The sequence below is a fragment of the Stenotrophomonas sp. B1-1 genome, assembly GCF_010894375.1.
Taxonomy (GTDB): Bacteria; Pseudomonadota; Gammaproteobacteria; order Xanthomonadales; family Xanthomonadaceae; genus Stenotrophomonas.
Genome location: NZ_JAAIUZ010000033.1, coordinates 1 through 20475, shown reverse-complemented (window position 1 = coordinate 20475; position 20475 = coordinate 1). Strand labels below are relative to the sequence as shown.

Genomic DNA, 20475 nt, shown 5'->3' with positions numbered 1-20475 from the left:
TCAGAGCTCCCGGGTCCAGGTCAGGTAGAGCGCGCGGCCATCGCCGGGCGAATAGCCCGACGATCCGCTGTCATACCACGCGTACAGATAGGCGCGATCGGTCGCGTTCTTCAGCTGCAGCATCAGCTGGTTGCGCGGGTTCAGCCGGTAGGCGGCACTCACATTGAGCAGGGCATAGCCGCCGTAGCGGCCCAAGGTGTTGGTGCGTTCCACGTAGTAGTCGCCCTGGCCATTGCCCCAGGCACTGAAGGTCCAGTCCGGCACGGGGCTGAATTCCACACCTGCGCTGGCCAGCCAGTTCGGCACGTTCTCGATCTGCCGACCCCGCGTGGCCGGTGCGCTCGGATCGGGGACCTCGATCGTAGCCTTCTGCCGCGAATACGATGCCCATGCGCGCCAGCGTGCATCGGGTTGCCAGTTGGCCTGCAGGTCCCAGCCACGTCGCCGGGTCTTGCCCACGTTGCCCACCTCGTTGCTGCCGACCGTACCGTTCACGCCCAGGATCGTGGCCACTTCATCCGACGCGGTCTGTTCCCAGACGGCAACGCGCGTCTGCAGGCCCGCCGCCGGGGACCATTTCAGCCCGGCTTCCCAGCCCTCGTTGATCGACGGCGCTAGATCCTGCGCCTGCGTGCGGTAGGCACCATTGCCACTGCCGATCTGGAAAGTGCGCCCCCAGTTGGCATAGGCCACCACGGCGTCGGTGATGGAATAGGAGGCACTGAACTTGGGCTGCTTGATCAGCCCGTAGTGGTACACCGGTGCCGTGGTGCCCGAGGACACATCGGTGAAGTCACCGTAGATGCGATCCACGCGGTAGGCCGGTACCAATTTCAGCCGGTCGATTGGCCGGATCACCGCCTGCACGTAGGCACCGCGCGTATCCAGGTTGAAATCCCAGTTACGCAGGGTGGCCTGGCGCTGGCGCTGCACGGTGCGGAAGCGCTGGGCGATGTTGTCCTGCCACTGCCCATCCACACCGGCATCGACCACCAGTTCGGCCAACGCGGTAGCCGGCCGCCAGCTGGCATTGACCATCAGCCCGCGCTGGCGTTCATCGTTGAAGCGTTCCTGCTGCGCACCGCCTTCGGTGAAGGTGACCCAGCGCTGGTTGCGGTAGTCATTCTGGTAGGCCTTGGCGGTCCAGTGCCAGTCGCTGCCGATACGCCCGTCCACGTGCAGTGCGGTCTGCCGGGTCTCGCGTTCGCTGCGGTCATCCCTGGCGTAGTCGGGGGACTGGGTGGGGTCGGCCTGCAGTTGCGGGTAGCTCAGGTAGCCCGCTTCCAAGGCCGCGTTCCTGTAGTAGCGGGTGGTCAGGCCGCCGCGCCAGGTGCCGTCAGGGTCGGTGTAGAACCACTTGCCGGCGAAGCTGCGCTGGGTGGCATCGGCATGGTCGCGCTCGCCCGCCGACTGGCGCCAGCCGATGAAGTAGTTCTGCGACCATGGCCCACGCTCGAAGCCTTTCGCCAGCTGCAGGTCCTGCGTACCGAAGCTGCCTGCGGTCATGCTCAGTTGGCCGTCATTGCCGCCTTGGCGGGTGACCACGTTGACGTCGCCGGCGATGGCGTTCAGGCCGTAGCGCGCGTCGTTGGTGCCGCGCACGATCTCCATGGCGGTGATATCCAGCGGCCAGACTGCATCCAGGTAGGGCATGCCCCCGGCGTTGTCGTTGCTGGGAATGCCGTCGATCAGCAGCTTCACCGCATTGATGCGGCCTTCGCCGTTGAAGCCGCGGAATGAGAAACGCCCCGCATCGGTACCCATCTTGAACTGGGTCACCTGCACGCCGGGGGCGTTCATCAGCAGCTCCCAGCTGTGTTCAACGCGCTGCGACTGCAGCACGTCGCCGCCGATGACGTCGACCGAGCTGAAGACCGCGCGGGCGCTGCGGTCCCAGGCGTCGGTGGCCGTGGCCTGGACGGTGCCCAGGGTGAGTGCGGTACCGTCCTGCGCGGAAGCGGCGGATGGCAACAGGCACAGGCAGCCCAGCGCAACGGCCAGGCTGAGCGACAGGGGAGTGCGGGTAGGGTTCTGGGTCATGGTCACAGCACGCGGCACCACCGGCCAGCAGACCGGTAGTGCAGAAATCGGGAAACGCCGCTACGCCCGCGCGGCCAGGCGCAGGCGTTGGGAGCATTGGCAGGTAAGCCGCGCGTCAGGCGCGGATGATCAGGCCCGCTGCGGGGGCCCGCGGGCGCCCAGGTGTCCGGCGGCGATGCTGGCGCCCCACTGCAGCGCCCAGGTGCGTGCGAACTGCGGCGGTCGCCAGCCGATCAGTGCGATCAGCAGCGCTACCAGCAGGCTGACCATGCGCGCGGCAATCAGGCAGTAGTCGCAGTCCACGCCCATGTCATGGTTGGCGTGGGGGTCGTTGTTGGCTGCCGTAGTGTCGGCATGCGCGGTCATGGCCACAGCGCTTTCGCTGCCGTGGTGGTGGTGCGCGCTGCTGTGGTGTTCGTGTGGCGCTGGGCCGCCCTGTTCAGCCGCGTGCAGGGTGTGCACGCGTGGTGCTTCTGGACTGTGGGCGATCCACCGGCTCAGCAGTGGCGCAGCCACGATGAGCAGCATGGCGATGGCCGCCATCAGGGTCAGGCTGCGGTGGAAGGGAACGGCGCGCACGCCGGCATTGTAGGCCAAGGCTGGGCGCTGGACCGGCAGACGGGAACGGGGTGCGACACGCGGTCGCACCCACTGGATTCGCCTTCAGCGAATCCCCGCAAGCTCCTCGCGCACGATCTGCGCACCTGCACTCAGCGCCCGCAGCTTGCCGCGTGCCACCTCGCGCGGCAGCGGCGCCATGCCGCAGTTGGTGCAGGGGTACAGCTTGTCGGCGTCCACGAACTGCAGCGCCTTGCGCAGGGTGTTGGCCACTTCTTCCGGCGTTTCCACCGTGCTGGACGCCACATCGATCGCGCCCACCATCACTTTCTTGCCGCGCACCAGTTCAATCAGGTCGATCGGCACATGCGAGTTGTGGCATTCCAGCGAGATCAGATCGATGCTGGATTTCTGCAGTTTGGGGAACGATTCTTCGTACTGCCGCCATTCCGAACCCAGCGTCTGCTTCCAATCGGTGTTGGCCTTGATGCCGTAGCCGTAGCAGATGTGCACGGCGGTCTGGCACTTCAGCCCTTCAATGGCACGCTCCAGGGTGGCCACACCCCAGTCGTTCACGTCGTCGAAGAATACGTTGAAGGCCGGTTCGTCGAACTGGATGATGTCCACCCCGGCCGCTTCCAGTTCCTTCGCTTCCTCGTTGAGGATCTTCGCGAATTCCCAGGCCAGCTTCTCGCGGCTCTTGTAGTGCGCGTCGTACAGCGTGTCGATCATGGTCATCGGGCCGGGCAGGGCCCACTTGATCGGCTGTGCGGTCTGCCGGCGCAGGAACTTGGCATCTTCCACGAACACCGCCTTCGGCCGGCTGACCGCGCCCACCACGGTGGGCACGCTGGCGTCGTAGCGGTTGCGGATGCGCACGGTTTCGCGCTTGTCAAAATCCACGCCGTCCAGGTGTTCGATGAAGGTGGTGACGAAGTGCTGCCGGGTCTGCTCGCCGTCGCTCACGATATCGATGCCGGCGTGCTGCTGTTCCTGCAGCGACAGGCGCAGCGCGTCCTGCTTGCCCTCGGTCAGCGCGTCATCCTGCAGTTTCCAGGGGGACCAGAGCTTTTCAGGCTCGGCAAGCCACGACGGCTTGGGCAGGCTTCCGGCGGTGGAGGTCGGCAGTAGTTTCTTCATCGGTATCGGGGTCTTGTGTCCTGGGGAGGGGAATCGAGTGAACAGCGATCAGCGCGCAGCCCACTGCTCAAGCACGCTGCGGTAGGGCTTGATGAAGTGTTCTTCGGTGAAGCGGCCCTGCTTCACGGCCAGTTGGCTGCGCTCTTCGCGGTCGTAGACGATGCGGGTGGACGAATAGTCCTGGTGCTTCAGGCTGGGCTGGTAGACCTTGCCGGCCACCGAATTGGCGTTGTAGATCTCCGGGCGGTAGATCTTCTGGAAGGCTTCCATCACGCTGATGGTGCCGATCAGTTCCAGGTTCGAGTAATCGCCCAGCAGGTCGCCCTGGAAATAGAACGCCAGCGGCGCAACGCTGCCCGGCGGCATGAAGTAGCGCACCTGCAGGCCCATCTTGTCGAAGTACTGGTCGGTGGGCGAGAACTCACCCTGGCGGTATTCCACGCCCAGGATGGGGTGGTGGTTCTCGGTGCGGTGGTAGGTCTTGCTGCTGGAAACGCTGATGCAGATGACCGGCGCCTTGTTGAAGTGGGTGCGGTAGGCGTCGGACTGCAGGAAGTGCTTGAACAGCTTGCCGTGCAGATCGCCGAAGTCTTCGGGAATGGCGAAGCTGTCCTTGCCCTCGTTGCTGGCCGGCAGCACTACGCTGAAATCGTAGTCACGCACGTAGGACGAGAAGTTATTGCCGACGATGCCTTCGGTGCGCGCGCCGGTGTGCGTATCCACCAGGGTGGGGCGCAGCACTTCGATCAGCGGGAACGGGTCGCTGCCATCGCTGCCGTCGATGTGCATCTCCACCGAAATGATGTCCAGCTCCACCACGTAGCGATCGGCGTTGGGGTTGTCCCAGTGCGCCAGGTCGTTGCAGCGGTTGTTGATCATGCTCAGCGTGTTGCGCAGGTTCTGCTGCCGCGCCGCGCCGCGTGCCAGGTTGGCGAAGTTGGTGGTGATGCGGGTGCCGTCGGCCGGCTGGTAATCCTCGTTGAACGGGATGCGCGTGATGCTGAAGGTAAAGGTGTCTGTGCTCATGGGCGGCATTCCGGTTCAGAGGGTTGCAAGGGTGGCGGCGGGCTGCGGCAAGGGGCGGTGGGACAGCGCCAGCAGCGGCAGGGCGCGCTGCACGGCCAGTTCGGCGCGCTGCAGCAGGGCCGGGTCGTGTACGCGGCCGTCGGCGAAGTCCTTGTCGGTGGCGTACACCCCCAGCGGCAGGGTGCGGGCCTGGAAGAAGCTGAAAAGCGGTCGCAACTGGTGGTCGATCATCAGCGCGTGGCGCTCGCTGCCGCCGGTGGCGGCCAGCAGGATGGGGGTATCGACCAGCGCGTCCTGCTGGATGAAATCGAAGAAGTGCTTGAACAGGCCGGTGTACGAGCCGCGGTAGACCGGCGTGGCGACCACCAGCACATCGGCCTGTTCAACCGCAGCCAGCGCCTGTTCGGCGCTGTCGGGCAACTGCGAACGCCACAGCGCCCCAGCCAGTTGCGGGGCCAGTTCACCCAGCTCAATCAGCTGTGGCTGGTTGGGCAGGTGGTCGCCCAGCAGGTCCAGCAGGTGTTCGCACAGGGTGGCCGCCCGCGAGGGGCGCTGCAGGCCGCCGGAAACGGCGACGATTCGGAGGGGGCGGTGGGGAGAAAGCATGACCCGATGCTAGTCAGGGCGTTCCATGACGTAAAATGGTTTTACTTCACACATCCATGAGCGGGGCTCATAGACATGCTGGAACGTATCCACCTCAGCATCGTCCAGCAGGTTGAACTGCAGGGCTCGCTCACCGCCGCCGCCGGCGTGCTGAACCTGACCCAGTCGGCCCTGAGCCACAGCATGAAGAAGCTGGAACAGCAGCTGGGCACCGATGTCTGGCTGCGCGAGGGCCGCAACCTGCGCCTGACCCAGGCCGGCCAGTACCTGCTGGCCGTGGCCAACCGCGTGCTGCCGCAGCTGGATTTGGCCGAAGAGCGGCTGGGCCAGTTCGCCCAGGGCGAGCGCGGCTCGCTGCGCATCGGCATGGAATGCCACCCCTGCTACCAGTGGCTGCTGAAGATTGTGTCGCCCTACCTGGCCGCCTGGCCCGACGTGGACGTGGACGTGAAGCAGAAGTTCCAGTTCGGCGGCATCGGCGCCCTGTTCGGCTACGAGATCGATCTGCTGGTGACCCCCGACCCGCTGTTGAAGCCGGGCCTGACCTTCGTGCCGGTGTTCGATTACGAGCAGGTGCTGGTGGTGGCCAGCAACCATCCGCTGGCCAAGGTGGACCATGTAAAGCCGCGCCAGCTGACCCAGGAAGTGCTGATCAGCTACCCGGTGCCATTCGAGCGGCTGGATATCTACAACCAGTTCCTGCTGCCGGCGGGGGTGACCCCGCGCCGCCACAAGGCGATTGAAACCACCGACATCATGATGCAGATGGTGGCCAGCGGCCGTGGCGTGGCGGCCATGCCGCGCTGGCTGGTGGAAGAGTACGCCGCACGCATGGACGTGGTGCCGGTGCGCCTGGGCGCGAAGGGCATTCCCAAGCAGATCTACCTGGGCGCGCGCGAATCGGATACCGCCATCGACTATCTGCGGGCCTTCGTGGATCTGGCACGCGGCAGTTCGGCGGTCGCGCGCGCACACGGGGCCAGCTGATGTCCATGGAAACCGGGGCCAGGGCGCGGGCTTTCCTGGATGCGTGTTCGTGGGAAGTGAGCGCGAAGGCCGTGCAGGCCCTGCGCGCCGAGGCCGCACGCATCGCGCCGGGCACCACCATCTCCATTCCCTACCTGGCCAGCGAAGATGACGAGGCGCGGCTGGCGGCGGCACGGGCCATACGCGAGCTGGGCTTCCAGCCGATGCCACACCTGTCGGCACGCCGCATCGACACGCAGGCCGCGCTGCAACGTTTCATCCAGCGGGCCGTGGGCGAGGCCGGCGTGGAGCGTTGCCTGGTGATTGCCGGCGATCTGGCGGCGCCGGCCGGGCCGTTCGCCGACAGTATGTCGATCATCGAAACCGGTCTGCTGGAACGCGCCGGCATCAAGGTGGTGGCCGTGGGCGGGCACCCGGAAACCCACCCGGTCATGACCGCCGCGCAGCGCTGGCAGGTGCTGGAAAACAAGTGCCAGCGCATTGAAGCACGCGGCATGGCGCCGTGGATCATCACCCAGTTCGCCTTCGATGCCGAAATAGTGCTGGCCTGGTTGAATGCACTGCGCGCACGCGGCGTGGCGCACCCGGTGCTGGTGGGCATTCCCGGGCCGGCCAGCGTCACGCGGCTGGTGCGCTATGCGGCCATGTGCGGGGTCGGCGCGAGCACGGCCATGCTGGCCCGCTACGGCATTTCCCTGGGCCGCCTGCTGGGCTCGGCAGGGCCGGACCGGTTCGTGGACAAGCTGCTGGCCGGACTGGGCGACGAGCTTGGCCCGGTCAGCCCGCACCTGTTTCCCTTCGGCGGCATCGCGCCGTCGCTGGACTGGGTGCAGCAGTACCGGCGCAACGCCCGGTCAGGGTAAGCGGCTGACACCTGTCACTTGTGGCGGTTTCGTGCAGCACCATAATCGAGGCGTCAGATAACTGCAGCACGCCCTCACCCTGCCGACAAGGAATTCCCCGCAATGATCATGCAGATCCTCTCGCACACCCCGCTCTGGGTCTGGGCCCTGCTGGCCTTCCTGGTGTACCGCGGCATCGCCGCCATGAAGCCGGGTGAAAGTTCGCTGGTGCGGCTGGCGATCGTGCCGGCCCTGTTCCTTGTCTGGGGCGCATGGTCCATCAGCCATCGCTACGGTGGCTCGCTGCAGGCCTGGGGTGAATGGCTGGTCGGCATCGCTGCCGGTGCGGCCCTTGGCTGGCTGCTGCTGCGCCGCGCGACGCTGGCGCTGAACCCGGCCACCGGCAAGCTGCGCCGCAGCCCGGACTACAGCCTGCTGCCGCTGCTGCTGGTCACCTTCCTGGTGAAGTATGGGTTTGAAGTGGCCTTCGCGGTGTCGCCGGCGCTGGCGGGCCATGCCGGGTTCACTGCGGCGTATCTGCTGACCTCGGGTGGCTTTGCCGGCATTTTCCTGGGCAAGTTCTGCCGGTACGTGGTGGCAGTGCGGCGCGGTGCGGGTGGTGGCGCGCTGGGTGTGGCGGGTTGATTCAATCTCCGAGTACGCTTGAACAAGGATGTGAGACGTACGATGTTCAAACCGACCTGCAACGTGGCCCAGTACTGGAATGGCCTGTTCGACGCGGGAATTCCCGTTCCGACGGTGGATGCATTCCGGCTGGCCATCAACCCGCAGCTTGCCGAGCAGCGGCGGGCCATGATTCTGGTGACCACCGACGGCGCTACGCGCGCTGCGGTATCCGAGCGCGTTGCCTCTGCGTTGCGGTTTGCACCGGGTGGCCCGGCGGTATCGTTGCAAGGGCTGCGCAAGGCGCTGCAGAGCGCTGGCATCGAGATGCACGCGCCGGATGTCATCTACCACGTTGGCGAACAGGGAGTGCCTGTCGCGCGCGACAGCAGCGCGATCGAGGTGCGCCAGCTCGTACCTGACGATGCTGCGATTTTTGAAGGATTCATGGCACAGACCCCGGTGGCTGACCAGGATGATGCGTCAGTCGAGCTGGGGCACTGGGCGACCTTCGGGGCGTTCATTGAATCCGAGCTTCTGGCGGTCTCCAGTCTTTACCCCTGAGGTGGCGAGGACATCGCGGACATGGGGGTGCTGACCCTGCCCCGTGCACGCGGCAAAGGGCTGGCAGCAGCCCTGGTGCGAACCATGATCGAGTATGCCGGCACGCGTGGATACGATGCGCAGTACCGCTGCCAGCATGACAACGTCGCCTCCAACCGGCTTGCGCAGTCGCTTGGCCTGAAAGCCTATGGACAGTGGGAGGTGGCGTGCACGCCGTAAGCGCGCCAAGGCGCCCCGCGCATGGCAGGATGCTCGCAGAATCGGAAGCGCCCAACGTACACGCATGTTGAAACTCATCGACTCCTCGCCGCTGGTGGATGACGCGACCCTCGCGCGTTTCAATGCCTACTTCGGCAACAAGCTTCCCCCGGCCATGCTCGCCTTCTACCGCAGCGCCAACGGTGGCTACCTGCGGGGCGAAGACGAGGATACCGACCCTACCGGCGTGGCTTCCTTGATTGCCGTGGGTGATGGCCGCACCTGCATCGAAAACCTGCACCGGGATTACATCCAAGGGTTTCCCCATCTAGCCGAGTACGTGCCATTCGCCGAAGACAATTTCGGGAACTGCTACGTGCTTTCACTGCGCGATGAGGATTACGGGCACATCTATCTTCACCTGCTGGAAGACGATGAGCTGATGCTGATTGAAGACTCGTTCGAGGAACTGATGGAAGGCATCGAGCGGCGGCAGCAGGAAGCGCGCTAGCCGGCCGCGGCCGCTTGCGGGAAAACGCCCTGGGCCTGACGCCTATTCCGGCTGCCGAAGAGCATCATTCCGCTCGCCCGAACCATCCCCCATCACCCGCGCAACGGCACGGCTCAACAGTGCATGCAGGGCGTCCGGCTGCAGATCCGGGTCGCGCACGGCGCGCATCGCCAGGCCTTCCACCAGCAGGCGCAGCAGCAGCGTACGCTGCTCGATCGCGTCTTCCTCAACCGCCACGCCACGGGCGCGATCATGCTCGCGCAGCCAGGCATGGATGGCTTCGGTGGTCTGCTTGTCGTGCCGGCGCAGCACCTCGGCCACTACGGGGTCGCGGTGCGCTTCGGCGTTGATTTCCGAATAAAGCGCAACGCTGGCGATGGCATTGGCATGGGTGTCCAGCACCTCGCCGCGTGCCCAGTGCTGGTAGCAGGCCAGCAGCCCGTCGGCCAGGTCGGCCGAGGCGGGCATGTGCCGGATCGACGCCTGGTCGTGGGCAAGTTGTCGCTCGATCAGCGCCAGGATCAGCGCACGCTTGTTGTCGAAATAGCGGTACATCAGCCCTTGGCTGATCTCCGCTGCGGCAGCGATCTCGCTGATCGAACCGGCGTGGAAACCGCGGGTGATGAAGCAGCGTTGCGCCGCATCCAGGATCTTCCGGCGCTGGGCGTAGGCATGGGCGGTGGCGGTGTCGTCAGCGCTGGCAAGCGGGGTGTCGGTCGGCGTCATTGCGTGATCTGAAAGCGTCCAATGGCCCGATCTTACGTTATCGAATGTGTGAATGAACGGTCATTCACCTGTCATTTCACGCACCCAGACTGCGGCCGCCTCCTCCCTTCCGCGACCGACATCGATGCGCTACCCCACGTTGCCCCGTCAGTTGTTGACCCTCGCTATTGCCGCCACGCTCGCCGGCGTGGCCCAGGCCGAAGACCTTCCCACCACCGAAGCCAACGCGGCGGCCAGCGCCGGCGTCAACCACGATGTGGTGGCCCTGGACCAGGTGGTGGTGACCGCGCAGAAGCGCGCTACCAACCTGCAGGAAACGCCCATCTCGGTGTCGGTGGTCGATGCCGAGGCGCTGAAGGATCGCAGCGCGATTTCGCTGGGCAGCCTGTCCGATGGCTCCATTCCCTCGCTGCGGGTCACCCCGTTTGCCACGCGCAGTTCGGCGCTGAACATCGGCATTCGTGGCATCGGCGCCTCCGGGGATGCGAACCAGCCGGCGCGCGATGCCGGCGTGGGTATCTACGTGGACGGCGTGTTCATGGGCCGCGCGCAGGGCCTGGGCAGCATGCTGTACGACGTGGAGCGCATCGAAGTGCTGAAGGGCCCCCAGGGCACGCTGTTCGGGCGCAATACCGAAGGCGGTGCGGTCAGTATCGTGACCAAGGCGCCCATCGGCGAGTTCGGCGGCAGCGTCAGTGCGGGCGTGTCCAATTTCAGCGGCTATAACAGCGCGCTGCACCTGGACCTGCCCAAGGTGGGCGACGTCAGCTTCAAGATCGATGCCGTGCAGGCCCGCCGTGGCGGCACCACCGATAACCCGATGCGCGGTGAGCGCGATTTCAACAGCTACGACAAGCGCGGTGCGCGCCTGAGTGCGCTGTGGCAGCCCAGCGATGATTTCTCCGCGCTGTATGCTTTCGACCGTTCTTACGACGCCACCACGCCGTACCACACCCAGGTGCTGGTGCCGGGCGCGTACCTCAGCCCGCTGCAGATTGCCGGTGCCAGCCAGGACCGGCGTGACAGCGCGATCCTGGGCGGACCGCAGGAAGACAACGTGGGCCGCACCAGTGGCCACCTGCTCAACCTGTCATGGACGCTGAGTGATGCGCTGGAACTGAAATCGATCAGCTCGTACCGCGAACTGACCCAGGGCCAGTTCGACATGGGCCTGGTCGATGCGATTTCCGCATACGGCGGTGCCGGCACGGCCTTCGGTCGCTACAGCCTGGCGCAGGTCTACCAGCACCAGTACAGCCAGGAATTCCAGCTGATCGGCAACACCTCGCAGGTGCAGTTCCTGGGCGGCGCGTTCTATTACCACGAGACCGCCGGTGACAACGCGCAGACCCCGAACATGCTGGTGTGGGGCCCGGGTGGCAACAGCTACACGGTGAACCCGGCCACCAATCCGCTGGACCTTTCCAAGGTGCGTATCGACCGCGCCAGCAAAGCGTGGACCGACAGCCTGGGTGTGTTCGGCCAGGCCACCTGGACGCCCGCTGCGCTGGAGCGCCTGCACCTGACCGCCGGTGGCCGCTACACGCGCGACGACAAGAAGGGCAGCCTGTACATCGTCAATGGCGCCGCCACCCAGCTGGCATTCAACGATTCCTGGAGCCGCTTCGACCCGATGGTCAACATCGCCTATGACATCGGCGAGCAGGCCATGGTCTATGCCAAATACAGCACCGGCTTCAAGGCAGGCGGCGCCAACTCGCGGTCCACCACCTACACCGCCTTCGCGCCGGAAGAAGTGACTGCCTACGAACTGGGTTTCAAATCGCAGTTCTGGGATAACCGCGCACGCCTGAACCTGGCGCTGTTCGATTCTAAGATCGCGCACAAGCAGATGGATTTCTCGCTGCCGTTCGATCCCAACAGCGGCGAAACCCGCACCACCATGGTGACAACCAACGCGCTGAGCGATGGCAAGTCACGCGGCGCCGAGCTGGAATTCAGCGTGATGCCGATCGAGAACCTGACGGTCGGCTTGAACTACGCCTACACGAAGATCGACGCGCAGACGGCGGTCGACCCGTTCGGCGCTGGCGTGGCAGTTACCGTGCAGCCGCTGCTGGCACCGGAGAATGCCGGCAGCCTGTCGCTGGATTACTTGGTGCCGTTCGCCAACTTCGCCGCACTGAAGTTCCATCTGGACGGGAACTGGTCCGACGGTTTCTACACCAGCGAATACGACCAGATGCTGACCGACAGCTCGTTCGTGGTGAACGCACGCGTGGCGTTGGTGGATGTGCCGCTGAACGACACCGGCACCACCATGTCGTTCTCGCTGTGGGCGCGCAACCTGCTGGATGAAGAACACCTGTTCTACAAGCTCAACAGCCCCGCGCTGGGCCAGACCGGCATCTTCAACGATCCGCGCACCTTCGGCCTGGACGTGGCCGTCAACTTCTGAATTCACTGGAGACCGACATGAACCGCAGCACCGAACTGACCCTGGCCCTGATGCTGGCCCTGCCGCTGGCCGCGCCCGCCTTCGCCGCCGATGCCTCGCGCCCCGCGACCGCCAGCGCCGCGGCAGCCACCGCCAATGTGGCGCCCACCGCTGACGACGCGCAGCGCGTCATTCCGCTGCAGGGCGCATGGAACGTACGCAGCTTTGCCGGCCTGCAGGGCCGCAACGGCCCGATTCCGGCCACGGCCTTTGTGCGTACCGCCGATCTGGGCCGCCTGACCGCCGCCGACCGCGACGCGCTGGCTGCCGCCGGGGTGACGCTGGACATCGACCTGCGTACCGCCGACGAACAGAGCCAGTCGCCGGACCTGCTGGCCGATGACGCGCGCTTCGCCTACCAGCGCATTTCGCTGATGGGCACCGAGAAGATGGATCTGCAGAAGATGATGACCACCTTCCCCGATTCGCTGGGTGAAGCGTATGTGCAGTGGCTGGGCCACAGCCAGCCGCAGTTCAAGCAGGTGTTCCAGCGCATTGCCGCGCAGCAGGACGGCACCGTGCTGTTCCACTGCACGGCGGGCAAGGACCGTACCGGCATCATCGCCGGCCTGCTGCTGGACCTGGCCGGTGTGCCGAAGGCGCAGATCGTGCACAACTACGCCATTTCCGCGCACTACCTGGAAGGGCAGCCGAAGGACAGCGCGATGAACGCGCAGATCAAGGCGATGCTGGAGCAGCACCCGGAGATCGCACGCAAGATGGCCGGCATGTCCGGCACGGCGCCGCAGAACATGGAGCAGTTCCTGGCCGCGTTGCACAGCCAGTACGGCGGCGCCGAGGGCTATCTGAAGTCGATTGGCGTGAGCGCGCAGGAAATCCAGCAGTTGAAGGTGCGCTTGGGCCAGGCGGGCTGAGTGGGGTGGCGGGCGCCTTTGATTCAGCGCACATACTCCTGTGGAATGCCATGAGGTGCGCGCGGTTGGCCTGAGCCGGTGCCGGTCACACTGGCAATGGGCGCCAGATCGTCGCTGATGTGGCGCCCAGTTCCGATGCTGCGGTGCACTTCAGGGATGGCCCGTCTTGCGAGGACGGGCCCTTCCGGTCAATGGGCAAAGCGCTCGCGGCAGTAGACCTGCGCGATCCCGCGCTACTAAAGCAAGCGCAGCCCGTAAGGCGCAATTCTTCCTATCGGCATGACCACCATCATTGCGCAGGAACCCGCAAGCGGGCCGTCACTCAGCGCCGCTTTGGCCAAGCCGTAGGCGTTGTATCCATTGAACACCGGACCCCCACTATCGCCGTAGTCGCATGCCAGATCAGGTCCCTCGATACGGATCCACGTGCCCGATGGGCATGTCGCTTGATCGGAGTTCGAACACGGCCCCTGAAACACATAGGAAAGCGTGGTCACTTTGCCGCAGCTTCTTCCAGTAGTACGCCCCATGTGACACACGGTGCCGCCCACTGAAGGAGAACCACCGTAAATGACCACATTGGAGCAGCTGTTGAACGAAGTGCAGTAAGCGGAAGTGACGGGTTGTCCGGGCGGGAAGGAGTGCCACTGAAAGTCCACGGTGCCCCCCCAGGCTTCCATGACCATTGTTGTGGGCAGGATCACGGTGGGCAGAATAGCGGGCGGTACCGGATAGTTCGTGTAGGTGGCATCGTTGAAGCAATGGCCCGCAGTCAGAACGCCCTTGACGCCCGAGATACTATCCTTCACTGCAAAGCCTGCCGTGCAGAACTGTCCGGCTCCGCCAGATAGCTGCCTCCCACCACCAACGTTTGGCAGCGCCTGCTTTGCCTGCTCAGCCGGAAGGGCAGGTCTTGCATTCGATGGCGGAGTGCCTAGGTCGGTGGGACGGGGCGAGAACCGGAACTCTACCGGGAATCCCATTGCCTTTTCGATGGCTCCACGCTCCGCATCGAAAGATCGCGTTGACGCTTCAGGAGCGGCAACATCCAGCACGATCGTGCCAGTGGTTTCATCAACCCATGCACCGCTGAGCTCAGGAATGGCCTTCCGAAGTTTGGGGCCGGCGGCTTGCAGGCTGGCCTCCAGCGCGGCTGCGGTAAATGCTGCGCCTGTGACAAACGTGACCGGCACAACGCCAGCATCCGTTTGAATGTTCCGGTCCGCGACCTGGCGATTGCCAGTGAGTCGAACAACAATACGCTGGGTGGGCGAACGCGCCCAGAAAAGCCCGGCGAGTCGATCTGCAAACTCGGTCCTCAACTCACTGATCCGAGACGCGGCCAGTTCCTCCCTCGCCAATGCCAGGCGAGCCTCTTCAAGCCCGATCCCTGCTTCGCGTGCATAGGTCTTCACTGGTGCTGAATCGATCGCATTCTCCGATTCAAGATATTCAGATTTGCGCTCCTGACTGGATGCTGCCGCAGTTGCCAATGAAAGTGAAACGCATAGCAGTAGGCGCGAACCGAATCTCATTATTCATCCTTGTAGTCTGGGCTTTTCCGTTCAATCGACGGCCGGTCAGTCGCCGAAACTCCAATGGCGTGCGCCTTTCAGCGCAGCACGACTCCGCACGTATCGATGCCATCATGATGATGCAGTCCAAATTGATGAAGGTCGAGTGCCGCCAAGGTGATAGAAGTCACTATTTGGGAGATTCAGATTCGTTCCGTGATCCCGGGGAAATCGACGTGCAGCCTCGATCCAACTGCCGATACCCAATCGCTTCCGCAAGATGGGTCGTTCCAATCTCCACGCGCGCCTCCAAATCCGCAATCGTCCTGGCGACGCGCAGAATGCGGTGCATCGCCCGCGCTGATAGCTGCAGCCGTTCGATCGCCTGTTCCAGCAGATCCTGGTCGGCTTCGCTGAGCCGCGTGCAGGTGCGCAGCGTGCCGGGCGGCAGATGGGCGTTCAGCCCGCCACGTGCACGTTGCCGGGCATGTGCTGCTTCCACCCGTGCGCGTACCGTGGCGCTGGGTTCGCCCAGTGGCGTGCTCTCGCGAAGTTCCACCGCATCCAGCCGTGACACGCTGATATGCAGGTCGATGCGATCCAGCAGCGGGCCCGACACCCGCGCGCGATAGCGGGTGATGCGTTCATCGCTGCACAGGCAGCGATTGCTGCGGTCGCCGGCCCAGCCGCACGGGCAGGGGTTCATCGCGGCCACTAGCTGGAATCGCGCGGGGTACTGCACGCTGCGCGCCGCACGTGCGATGCGGATATGGCCCGACTCCAGCGGTTCGCGTAGGGTTTCCAAAGCGCTGCGGTTCCACTCGGGCAGTTCGTCCAGGAACAGCACGCCGTGATGGGCCAAGGAAATCTCGCCGGGGCAGGGTGGATTGCCGCCACCGACCAGCGCGGCGGCGCTGGCGCTGTGGTGCGGGGCTCGAAACGGCCGCTGCCGCCAACGTCGGGGGTCCAGGCCTTCGCCACTGACCGAGGCAATGGCAGCCAACTGCAGCGCCTCGGCCTCGTCGGTATCGGGCAGCAGGCTGGGCAGGCGCGAGGCCAGCAGGGTCTTGCCGCAGCCGGGGCTGCCGATCAGCAGCAGATGATGACCGCCAGCGGCTGCCACTTCCAACGCCCGCCGTGCATGCGCCTGCCCACGCACATCGGCCAGATCGGGCAGCGGCAGCGGCGTGGTGTCCACGCGCTGCACCGGTGGCAGCAGGCGCGGGTTGCTCAGGCCCGCACAGCATTCCAGCAGGGTGCGGGCCACGCGCACATCGGCGTGCTCGGCCAGCGCGGCCTCGGCGGCGTTGCCGGGCGGCACCACCAGGATGCGGCCCACCTCGGCGGCGGCAATCGCGGCAGGCAGCGCGCCGCTGACCGGACGCAGCTCACCGGTCAGGCCCAGTTCGCCAAGGAACTCGTACTGCAGCAGCGCTTGCGGATCGACCTGACCGCTGGCGGCCAGGATGCCCAGGGCGATCGCCAGATCGTAGCGGCCGCCTTCCTTGGGCAGATCGGCCGGGGCCAGGTTCAAGGTGATGCGCCGCTGCGGAAAGTCGAACCGTGCGCAGAGCAGGGCCGCACGCACGCGCTCGCGCGACTCGCGCACGCTGGCCTCGGCCAGGCCGACAATCTGGGTGACCGGTAGGCCGCCAGACAGATGCACTTCCACCCGCACCAGCGGCGCATCGACCCCGGCGCGGGCGCGGCTGTGGACCAGTGCCAGGCTCATGTGTGGTTTCCTGCGGGGGAGCGCTTGATGGTGGGGGAAGCGCTGGGTGGGAAACCATCAGGGATTGCGGGTGCAGGGGATAGGGGGATTCTGGGTGTCGACGGTACGGGTACCGATCGCTCTGTCTCATTGCACCATGCCAGTGGGGTGGCTAGTCCCCTTTTCCTACAGAGCCTTGAGACAGATCGCATGCCTCGCCCAAACCGAACGGAGGCCTACACACCTGGGCCGATGTGATAGTGAAGTCGGGAGCCGCTGGTCTGACTGCAGCGGAAACTCGCAACTACTACAAGCATCTGCATCGAGGAACCATTCTTTACCGTGTTCTGGAAAGGTGAGTGCCTTGGCATGAAATCCATAGCACTTTGGAGGATGAAGCGCCAGGCGAAGAGCAGTGGTCTGCGCGTCGTTGGCAACTTCTTGATCGCATTTCATACGCCGGATGTCATCTCAGGCTTCGCGCTGGATCCTGCTCCATCCTCCACCTACATATGGACCTTTGTAGTTCCGACCTATGATGATTTGTCCTTCCTGCACATGTCTCTAGGTCAGCGAATTGCAAGCGCGGAAGTGGATAAAGATTTCTTCTGCGGGATGCATAAGGCGCACGCCAGTAACCTTGAGGTGGTGAGGACGGCGGCAGATCTGTTGGTCTATGTCGACGGCCTTGACTTCACCAGCGACTACTCGGAGTGGATAAGATACATATCCGCCATCCGGCTTGGCGATTTCGCTGCGGCAGATGCCACGCTGAAGCGACTTTTGAATTCGCCAATCTCCGATCTGGTTCAGCGTAAATTGGATGCAGTTCTTTCTTCTTTGAGGGATGGTGGCGAGTCCGGCGCACAGCATCTCCTGGAAAGTTGGTCTCGTCAGACGGCGCGCTTGGTGGGCTTTGGCGACCGTTAGGATCAAATGGCAATGAATGGATTCGATGCGATTGGTTTGCTGGGGTGTCTCCGAGGCGACAAATGCCGCGGGCAAGGCGCCGGCTTCCTTTTCCTGAGCCGGGCTGCGTTCCTGGAATGATAGCCGTGGGGCTTTCATGGGAAGGCAAGTCATGTAGACGGCTCCGGGGAAGCACCTTCTCTTGGAAGGTGTTTGCGTGGACCGCGGGATCCAGTTGACCGTCAATAGCTCATAAAGGGAATTTCCCTGATGCCCGGAAGTATTCTGAAAGCTCTCTGTCTCCCACCCACACAGTCTTTGATGCAGCAAGGAACATCAATGATTCTCGCGCCGCGGCCTGTTCAACAGCCAGAGGATCGCCGCTGGCTTCGGCCACTTCGGTTTCCTTGCCTGCGTCCAGAGCAAACCTCTCGAGCGCATCCTCCAGCGCCCAGATTGCCTGCTCGATTACGGGTATGCCCGTAGACGGATTTTCGGCTACGTGGTTCAACGCGGCCTGCAATTTTTGAATATGCTCCGGGTAGTCCTTGAGCATCTCGCGCAGTCGCTGGGGAACGGGAGGTGGTGTGGCGTGCCGCATGGCAGCTCTCTTGTGTGTTCAGGCGTTTCCGTTCAGCGAAACGGACTGCTTGGTTGTTGGGCTGAGTATGCACGAGTGCTGAACTCCTGCCGCGACGCTGGTCACGTCGTTTGACAGGCTCACTCCGGCAGTGACGCCTCTGGAGCCGGCCCCGTTACCACGTGGGTAGGCTGTGGGTGAGGCATGTCCCCTTCGGGCTTGGTGCCGAGCTGCGGCCGGAATGTTGGCCGATTGCGACAGCATGGCGGGCGATGCAACTGTCCCCATCACCCCGCCAAGCCTCTGCGCCGCTGGTTGGCAAGGTGCTCAAATTGGCGGGCTTTCTGCTCGCCGAGAGGGCTGGCCGACATGGTGTGACTGGTCATGGGCATTGACTGGCACGCACCTAACCAGCCTCCAAATGCCTCCCAACCAGACAACGCTCACTCTCAGCCACCGCCCCACCCGGCTCCATCCGCCGCTCGATCCATGACGGCCCCGCGCGCTCCATCAGCAGCCAGCTGTCGTTCTGATAGATGGTCATCCAACGCATGAAACTGGCGCGCAGGTTCTCGATATCCGGCGCGCGCAGCTGCGCATCACCGGGCATGCGGATCACCACGCGCGCGGCCGTGTTCTCCACGTCCAGCACCTGCACGCCTCTGCACAGGATCTCGAATGACACCGGGCCCGCACCATCATCGCGCGCGCGCAGCTCAAACCCCTGTCGCCTCTTCACCGTAACGAAGGCGAGCGCATTGCTGTGCAGTTGGCGGTAATCCACCGGCTGCAGCTTCTGGTACGACCACACCTGTTCGCTGGCCGGCGCGGGCCAGGCGGCCCACACGGTGCCGAACAGCGCGATGCAGGCCGCAACTGCGGTAAACACGTTCCTCTTCATGCGCTTACTCCCGTGGCCGCAGGCGTTCGTGGATGAATGCTGTCAGCGCGACATCGGCCATTACCAGGCCCTCCATCACGCGGTCGCCCACGTACTGATCGGGCTCGCCGTTCTGGCGTGTGCGCTCGGCGGCCAGCAGCAGTTCCTGCACGATGCGCTGGCCGGTCAGGGCGCAGTCGGCGTCGGCCAGGGCGATCTGCCGGCTGCGCAGCGGATGGCGTTCGGGCCAGGGTTGGCCGTCGGCGGCAGCACCGGCGCCGATGCTGTGCAGCGCGGCGATCAGGCTGTTGGGGTCACGCGCCGGGGTGGGTGAGGGCGCTTCCTGGATGGGGCGCGGTGGCGGGGAGTGTGGCGTGGTCATGGCTGGCTCCGTGCATGCAGGCAGAAGCCGCCACCGATAAAGGTGGCGGACGATGCGTGGCTCGAAAACCGGTTGCTGTTGAGGCCGGCGGGTACAAGACCCCCACGCACCGCCCGCCATAGCCGGCAGACGGATTGCCAGCCGGCACCACGCGCGGTGGTGCCGGCTGACAAGCGTAAACAACAACAGCAAACCGGGTTTTCGACGCCCGACCCCCCGTTTTCGGTGGCCCTACCAGAGTTGCCAGATGTTGTTGGAGATGCCAAGGGGATGGGGTCAAAGACGCCAAAGCCCTGGTCGCTTTCGGCATTGTGGCACAGCGTGGAACGGCGTCGAGAGCCTTGCAGGCCAGCGCTTCTGCAAGGATTGGACGTTATGTGTCGGACTTTCCACTATGAGGCATCTGACTGTGGCAAATGCGACATCGACCGCGCCGCTACGGGCGGTAGCTATGGCCCAAAGTAACGGCGGCATTGCACCGCCGCCTCGTTTACTCCGCGCTGCCGCGCCCTTCCAGTTCGCGCACCGTGGCTTCCAGCGCATCCAGCTTTTCGCGGGTCTTCAACAGCACCGCACGCTGCACTTCAAACTCCTCGCGGGTGACGAGGTCCAGCTTGGCCAGGCCGGCCTGCAGCGCGCTCTTGAAGGTGGCCTGCAGTTCCTCGCGCGATTCGCGCAGGCCCGGCGGCACCAGGTCGCTCAGGCGGCGGGCAAGGTCATCCAGTTGGTTCAGGTCGATCATGGGGGTACTCCGGGGTGCGGGCGGGCCGTGCAGGCCACAAGGATACTGCCGGGCCGGTCGCCCGCACAGGCGTGGGCGGTTTCGCACCGGGCGCGTTCAGGCGCTATCCTCCACGCCGGAATACAGGAGATTGGCGATGAAGATGGTCATGGCGGTAATCAAGCCGTTCAAGCTCGACGACGTGCGCGAAGCGCTGGCCGAGCGCGGGGTGACCGGCATTACGGTAACCGAGGTGAAGGGCTTTGGTCGGCAGAAGGGCCATACCGAGCTGTACCGCGGCGCCGAGTACGTGGTCGATTTCCTGCCGAAGGTGAAGCTGGAAGTGGCGGTGACCGACGACCAGGTGGAGGCCGTGGTGGAATCGATCGTGAAGGCGGCGGGCACCGGCAAGATCGGCGACGGTAAGGTGTTTGTGTACGACTTGGGCAGCGTGGTGCGTATTCGTACGGGTGAACTGGACGCTGACGCGCTGTAAGTGGGGGGCGTGTGGGCGGCGGGGTGTCGAACCGCGACGGGGTGCGGGAACGCGACGGGGTAGAGTCGACTGTTAGTTGTGTAAACCCACTACGTTGTTCAGCGGCACTCTGGAGATAGGTGGCTGG

The 20475-nt window shown here is 64.6% G+C and carries 22 protein-coding genes; 10 read left to right on the top strand and 12 right to left on the bottom strand.

Translation table 11 applies throughout. The features are described from left to right. The 5 genes from G4G00_RS20740 to msuE form a co-directional block, all read right to left on the bottom strand. The gene (locus tag G4G00_RS20740) at positions 1 to 2040 is read right to left on the bottom strand and encodes a TonB-dependent receptor (RefSeq protein ID WP_164276235.1); all 2040 of its coding nucleotides are present in this window, start codon (positions 2038 to 2040) and stop codon (positions 1 to 3) included. A 129-nt stretch (positions 2041 to 2169) separates the two neighbouring features. Beyond that, a complete protein-coding gene (locus G4G00_RS20735; RefSeq protein ID WP_240336197.1) occupies positions 2170 to 2637 on the bottom strand; it encodes a DUF2946 family protein in 468 nt (155 codons plus the stop codon). Positions 2638 to 2703: 66 nt separating this feature from the next. Then, positions 2704 to 3738 carry a methionine synthase gene (locus G4G00_RS20730; protein WP_164276233.1) on the bottom strand — a complete coding sequence of 345 codons (1035 nt, stop codon included), beginning with the start codon at positions 3736 to 3738 and terminating at the stop codon, positions 2704 to 2706. 48 nt (positions 3739 to 3786) lie between these two features. Beyond that, entirely contained in the window at positions 3787 to 4764 is a 978-nt protein-coding gene (locus tag G4G00_RS20725) for a DUF1852 domain-containing protein (protein WP_164276231.1), read from the bottom strand. Between the two features lie 15 nt (positions 4765 to 4779). After that, positions 4780 to 5370: an FMN reductase gene (msuE, locus tag G4G00_RS20720; RefSeq protein ID WP_164276228.1), complete on the bottom strand. Its 591-nt coding sequence runs from the start codon at positions 5368 to 5370 to the stop codon at positions 4780 to 4782. Between the two features lie 75 nt (positions 5371 to 5445). On the opposite strand from msuE, the gene G4G00_RS20715 reads away from it, so the two are divergent. The 6 genes from G4G00_RS20715 to G4G00_RS20690 all read left to right on the top strand — a co-directional run bounded on the left by G4G00_RS20715 (position 5446) and on the right by G4G00_RS20690 (position 9096). Beyond that, a complete protein-coding gene (locus tag G4G00_RS20715) occupies positions 5446 to 6357 on the top strand; it encodes a LysR family transcriptional regulator (protein ID WP_108757423.1) in 912 nt (303 codons plus the stop codon). Continuing rightward, positions 6357 to 7220 (top strand): methylenetetrahydrofolate reductase, encoded by an 864-nt coding sequence (locus G4G00_RS20710; RefSeq protein WP_164276225.1) that lies wholly within the window; start codon positions 6357 to 6359, stop codon positions 7218 to 7220. Before G4G00_RS20715 ends, G4G00_RS20710 begins: the two co-directional genes overlap by 1 nt. A gap of 102 nt (positions 7221 to 7322) precedes the next feature. Then, positions 7323 to 7844: a DUF6622 family protein gene (locus G4G00_RS20705; protein WP_164276222.1), complete on the top strand. Its 522-nt coding sequence runs from the start codon at positions 7323 to 7325 to the stop codon at positions 7842 to 7844. A gap of 42 nt (positions 7845 to 7886) precedes the next feature. Then, positions 7887 to 8387 (top strand): hypothetical protein, encoded by a 501-nt coding sequence (locus G4G00_RS20700; RefSeq protein ID WP_164276219.1) that lies wholly within the window; start codon positions 7887 to 7889, stop codon positions 8385 to 8387. Positions 8388 to 8408: 21 nt separating this feature from the next. Next, the gene (locus tag G4G00_RS20695) at positions 8409 to 8606 is read left to right on the top strand and encodes a GNAT family N-acetyltransferase (RefSeq protein ID WP_164276216.1); all 198 of its coding nucleotides are present in this window, start codon (positions 8409 to 8411) and stop codon (positions 8604 to 8606) included. A 64-nt stretch (positions 8607 to 8670) separates the two neighbouring features. Continuing rightward, on the top strand, positions 8671 to 9096 hold the full coding sequence (locus tag G4G00_RS20690; RefSeq protein WP_159094019.1) for an SMI1/KNR4 family protein: 426 nt from the start codon (positions 8671 to 8673) through the stop codon (positions 9094 to 9096). A gap of 42 nt (positions 9097 to 9138) precedes the next feature. On the opposite strand, the gene G4G00_RS20685 is transcribed toward G4G00_RS20690, so the two are convergent. Further along, positions 9139 to 9822 (bottom strand): TetR/AcrR family transcriptional regulator, encoded by a 684-nt coding sequence (locus tag G4G00_RS20685; RefSeq protein ID WP_108754441.1) that lies wholly within the window; start codon positions 9820 to 9822, stop codon positions 9139 to 9141. 151 nt (positions 9823 to 9973) lie between these two features. Here G4G00_RS20685 and G4G00_RS20680 point away from each other — a divergent pair, with 151 nt between their 5' ends. Beyond that, complete coding sequence (locus G4G00_RS20680; protein ID WP_234414575.1) at positions 9974 to 12241, top strand: TonB-dependent receptor; 2268 nt, start codon at positions 9974 to 9976, stop codon at positions 12239 to 12241. A 17-nt stretch (positions 12242 to 12258) separates the two neighbouring features. Next, complete coding sequence (locus tag G4G00_RS20675) at positions 12259 to 13155, top strand: tyrosine-protein phosphatase (RefSeq protein ID WP_108754439.1); 897 nt, start codon at positions 12259 to 12261, stop codon at positions 13153 to 13155. 236 nt (positions 13156 to 13391) lie between these two features. On the opposite strand, the gene G4G00_RS20670 is transcribed toward G4G00_RS20675, so the two are convergent. Beyond that, entirely contained in the window at positions 13392 to 14690 is a 1299-nt protein-coding gene (locus G4G00_RS20670; protein WP_159094018.1) for a S1 family peptidase, read from the bottom strand. A 169-nt stretch (positions 14691 to 14859) separates the two neighbouring features. Next, positions 14860 to 16401 (bottom strand): YifB family Mg chelatase-like AAA ATPase, encoded by a 1542-nt coding sequence (locus tag G4G00_RS20665; protein ID WP_108754438.1) that lies wholly within the window; start codon positions 16399 to 16401, stop codon positions 14860 to 14862. 372 nt (positions 16402 to 16773) lie between these two features. Here G4G00_RS20665 and G4G00_RS20660 point away from each other — a divergent pair, with 372 nt between their 5' ends. Then, on the top strand, positions 16774 to 17310 hold the full coding sequence (locus G4G00_RS20660; RefSeq protein WP_108754437.1) for a hypothetical protein: 537 nt from the start codon (positions 16774 to 16776) through the stop codon (positions 17308 to 17310). A 229-nt stretch (positions 17311 to 17539) separates the two neighbouring features. Here the strand turns inward: G4G00_RS20660 and G4G00_RS20655 are convergent, their stop codons facing one another. From G4G00_RS20655 to G4G00_RS20640, 4 genes are all read right to left on the bottom strand, one after another. After that, entirely contained in the window at positions 17540 to 17845 is a 306-nt protein-coding gene (locus tag G4G00_RS20655; RefSeq protein WP_108754436.1) for a hypothetical protein, read from the bottom strand. A 430-nt stretch (positions 17846 to 18275) separates the two neighbouring features. Continuing rightward, positions 18276 to 18770, bottom strand: coding sequence for a cold-shock protein (locus tag G4G00_RS20650; protein WP_164276213.1), 495 nt, complete (start codon positions 18768 to 18770; stop codon positions 18276 to 18278). Between the two features lie 4 nt (positions 18771 to 18774). Then, complete coding sequence (locus tag G4G00_RS20645; RefSeq protein ID WP_108754434.1) at positions 18775 to 19131, bottom strand: hypothetical protein; 357 nt, start codon at positions 19129 to 19131, stop codon at positions 18775 to 18777. A 490-nt stretch (positions 19132 to 19621) separates the two neighbouring features. Then, positions 19622 to 19873, bottom strand: coding sequence for an accessory factor UbiK family protein (locus G4G00_RS20640; RefSeq protein ID WP_108754433.1), 252 nt, complete (start codon positions 19871 to 19873; stop codon positions 19622 to 19624). Positions 19874 to 20009: 136 nt separating this feature from the next. Here G4G00_RS20640 and G4G00_RS20635 point away from each other — a divergent pair, with 136 nt between their 5' ends. Further along, positions 20010 to 20348, top strand: a complete 339-nt coding sequence (locus G4G00_RS20635) for a P-II family nitrogen regulator (protein WP_108751139.1) — start codon at positions 20010 to 20012, stop codon at positions 20346 to 20348. Positions 20349 to 20475 lie beyond the last annotated feature (127 nt).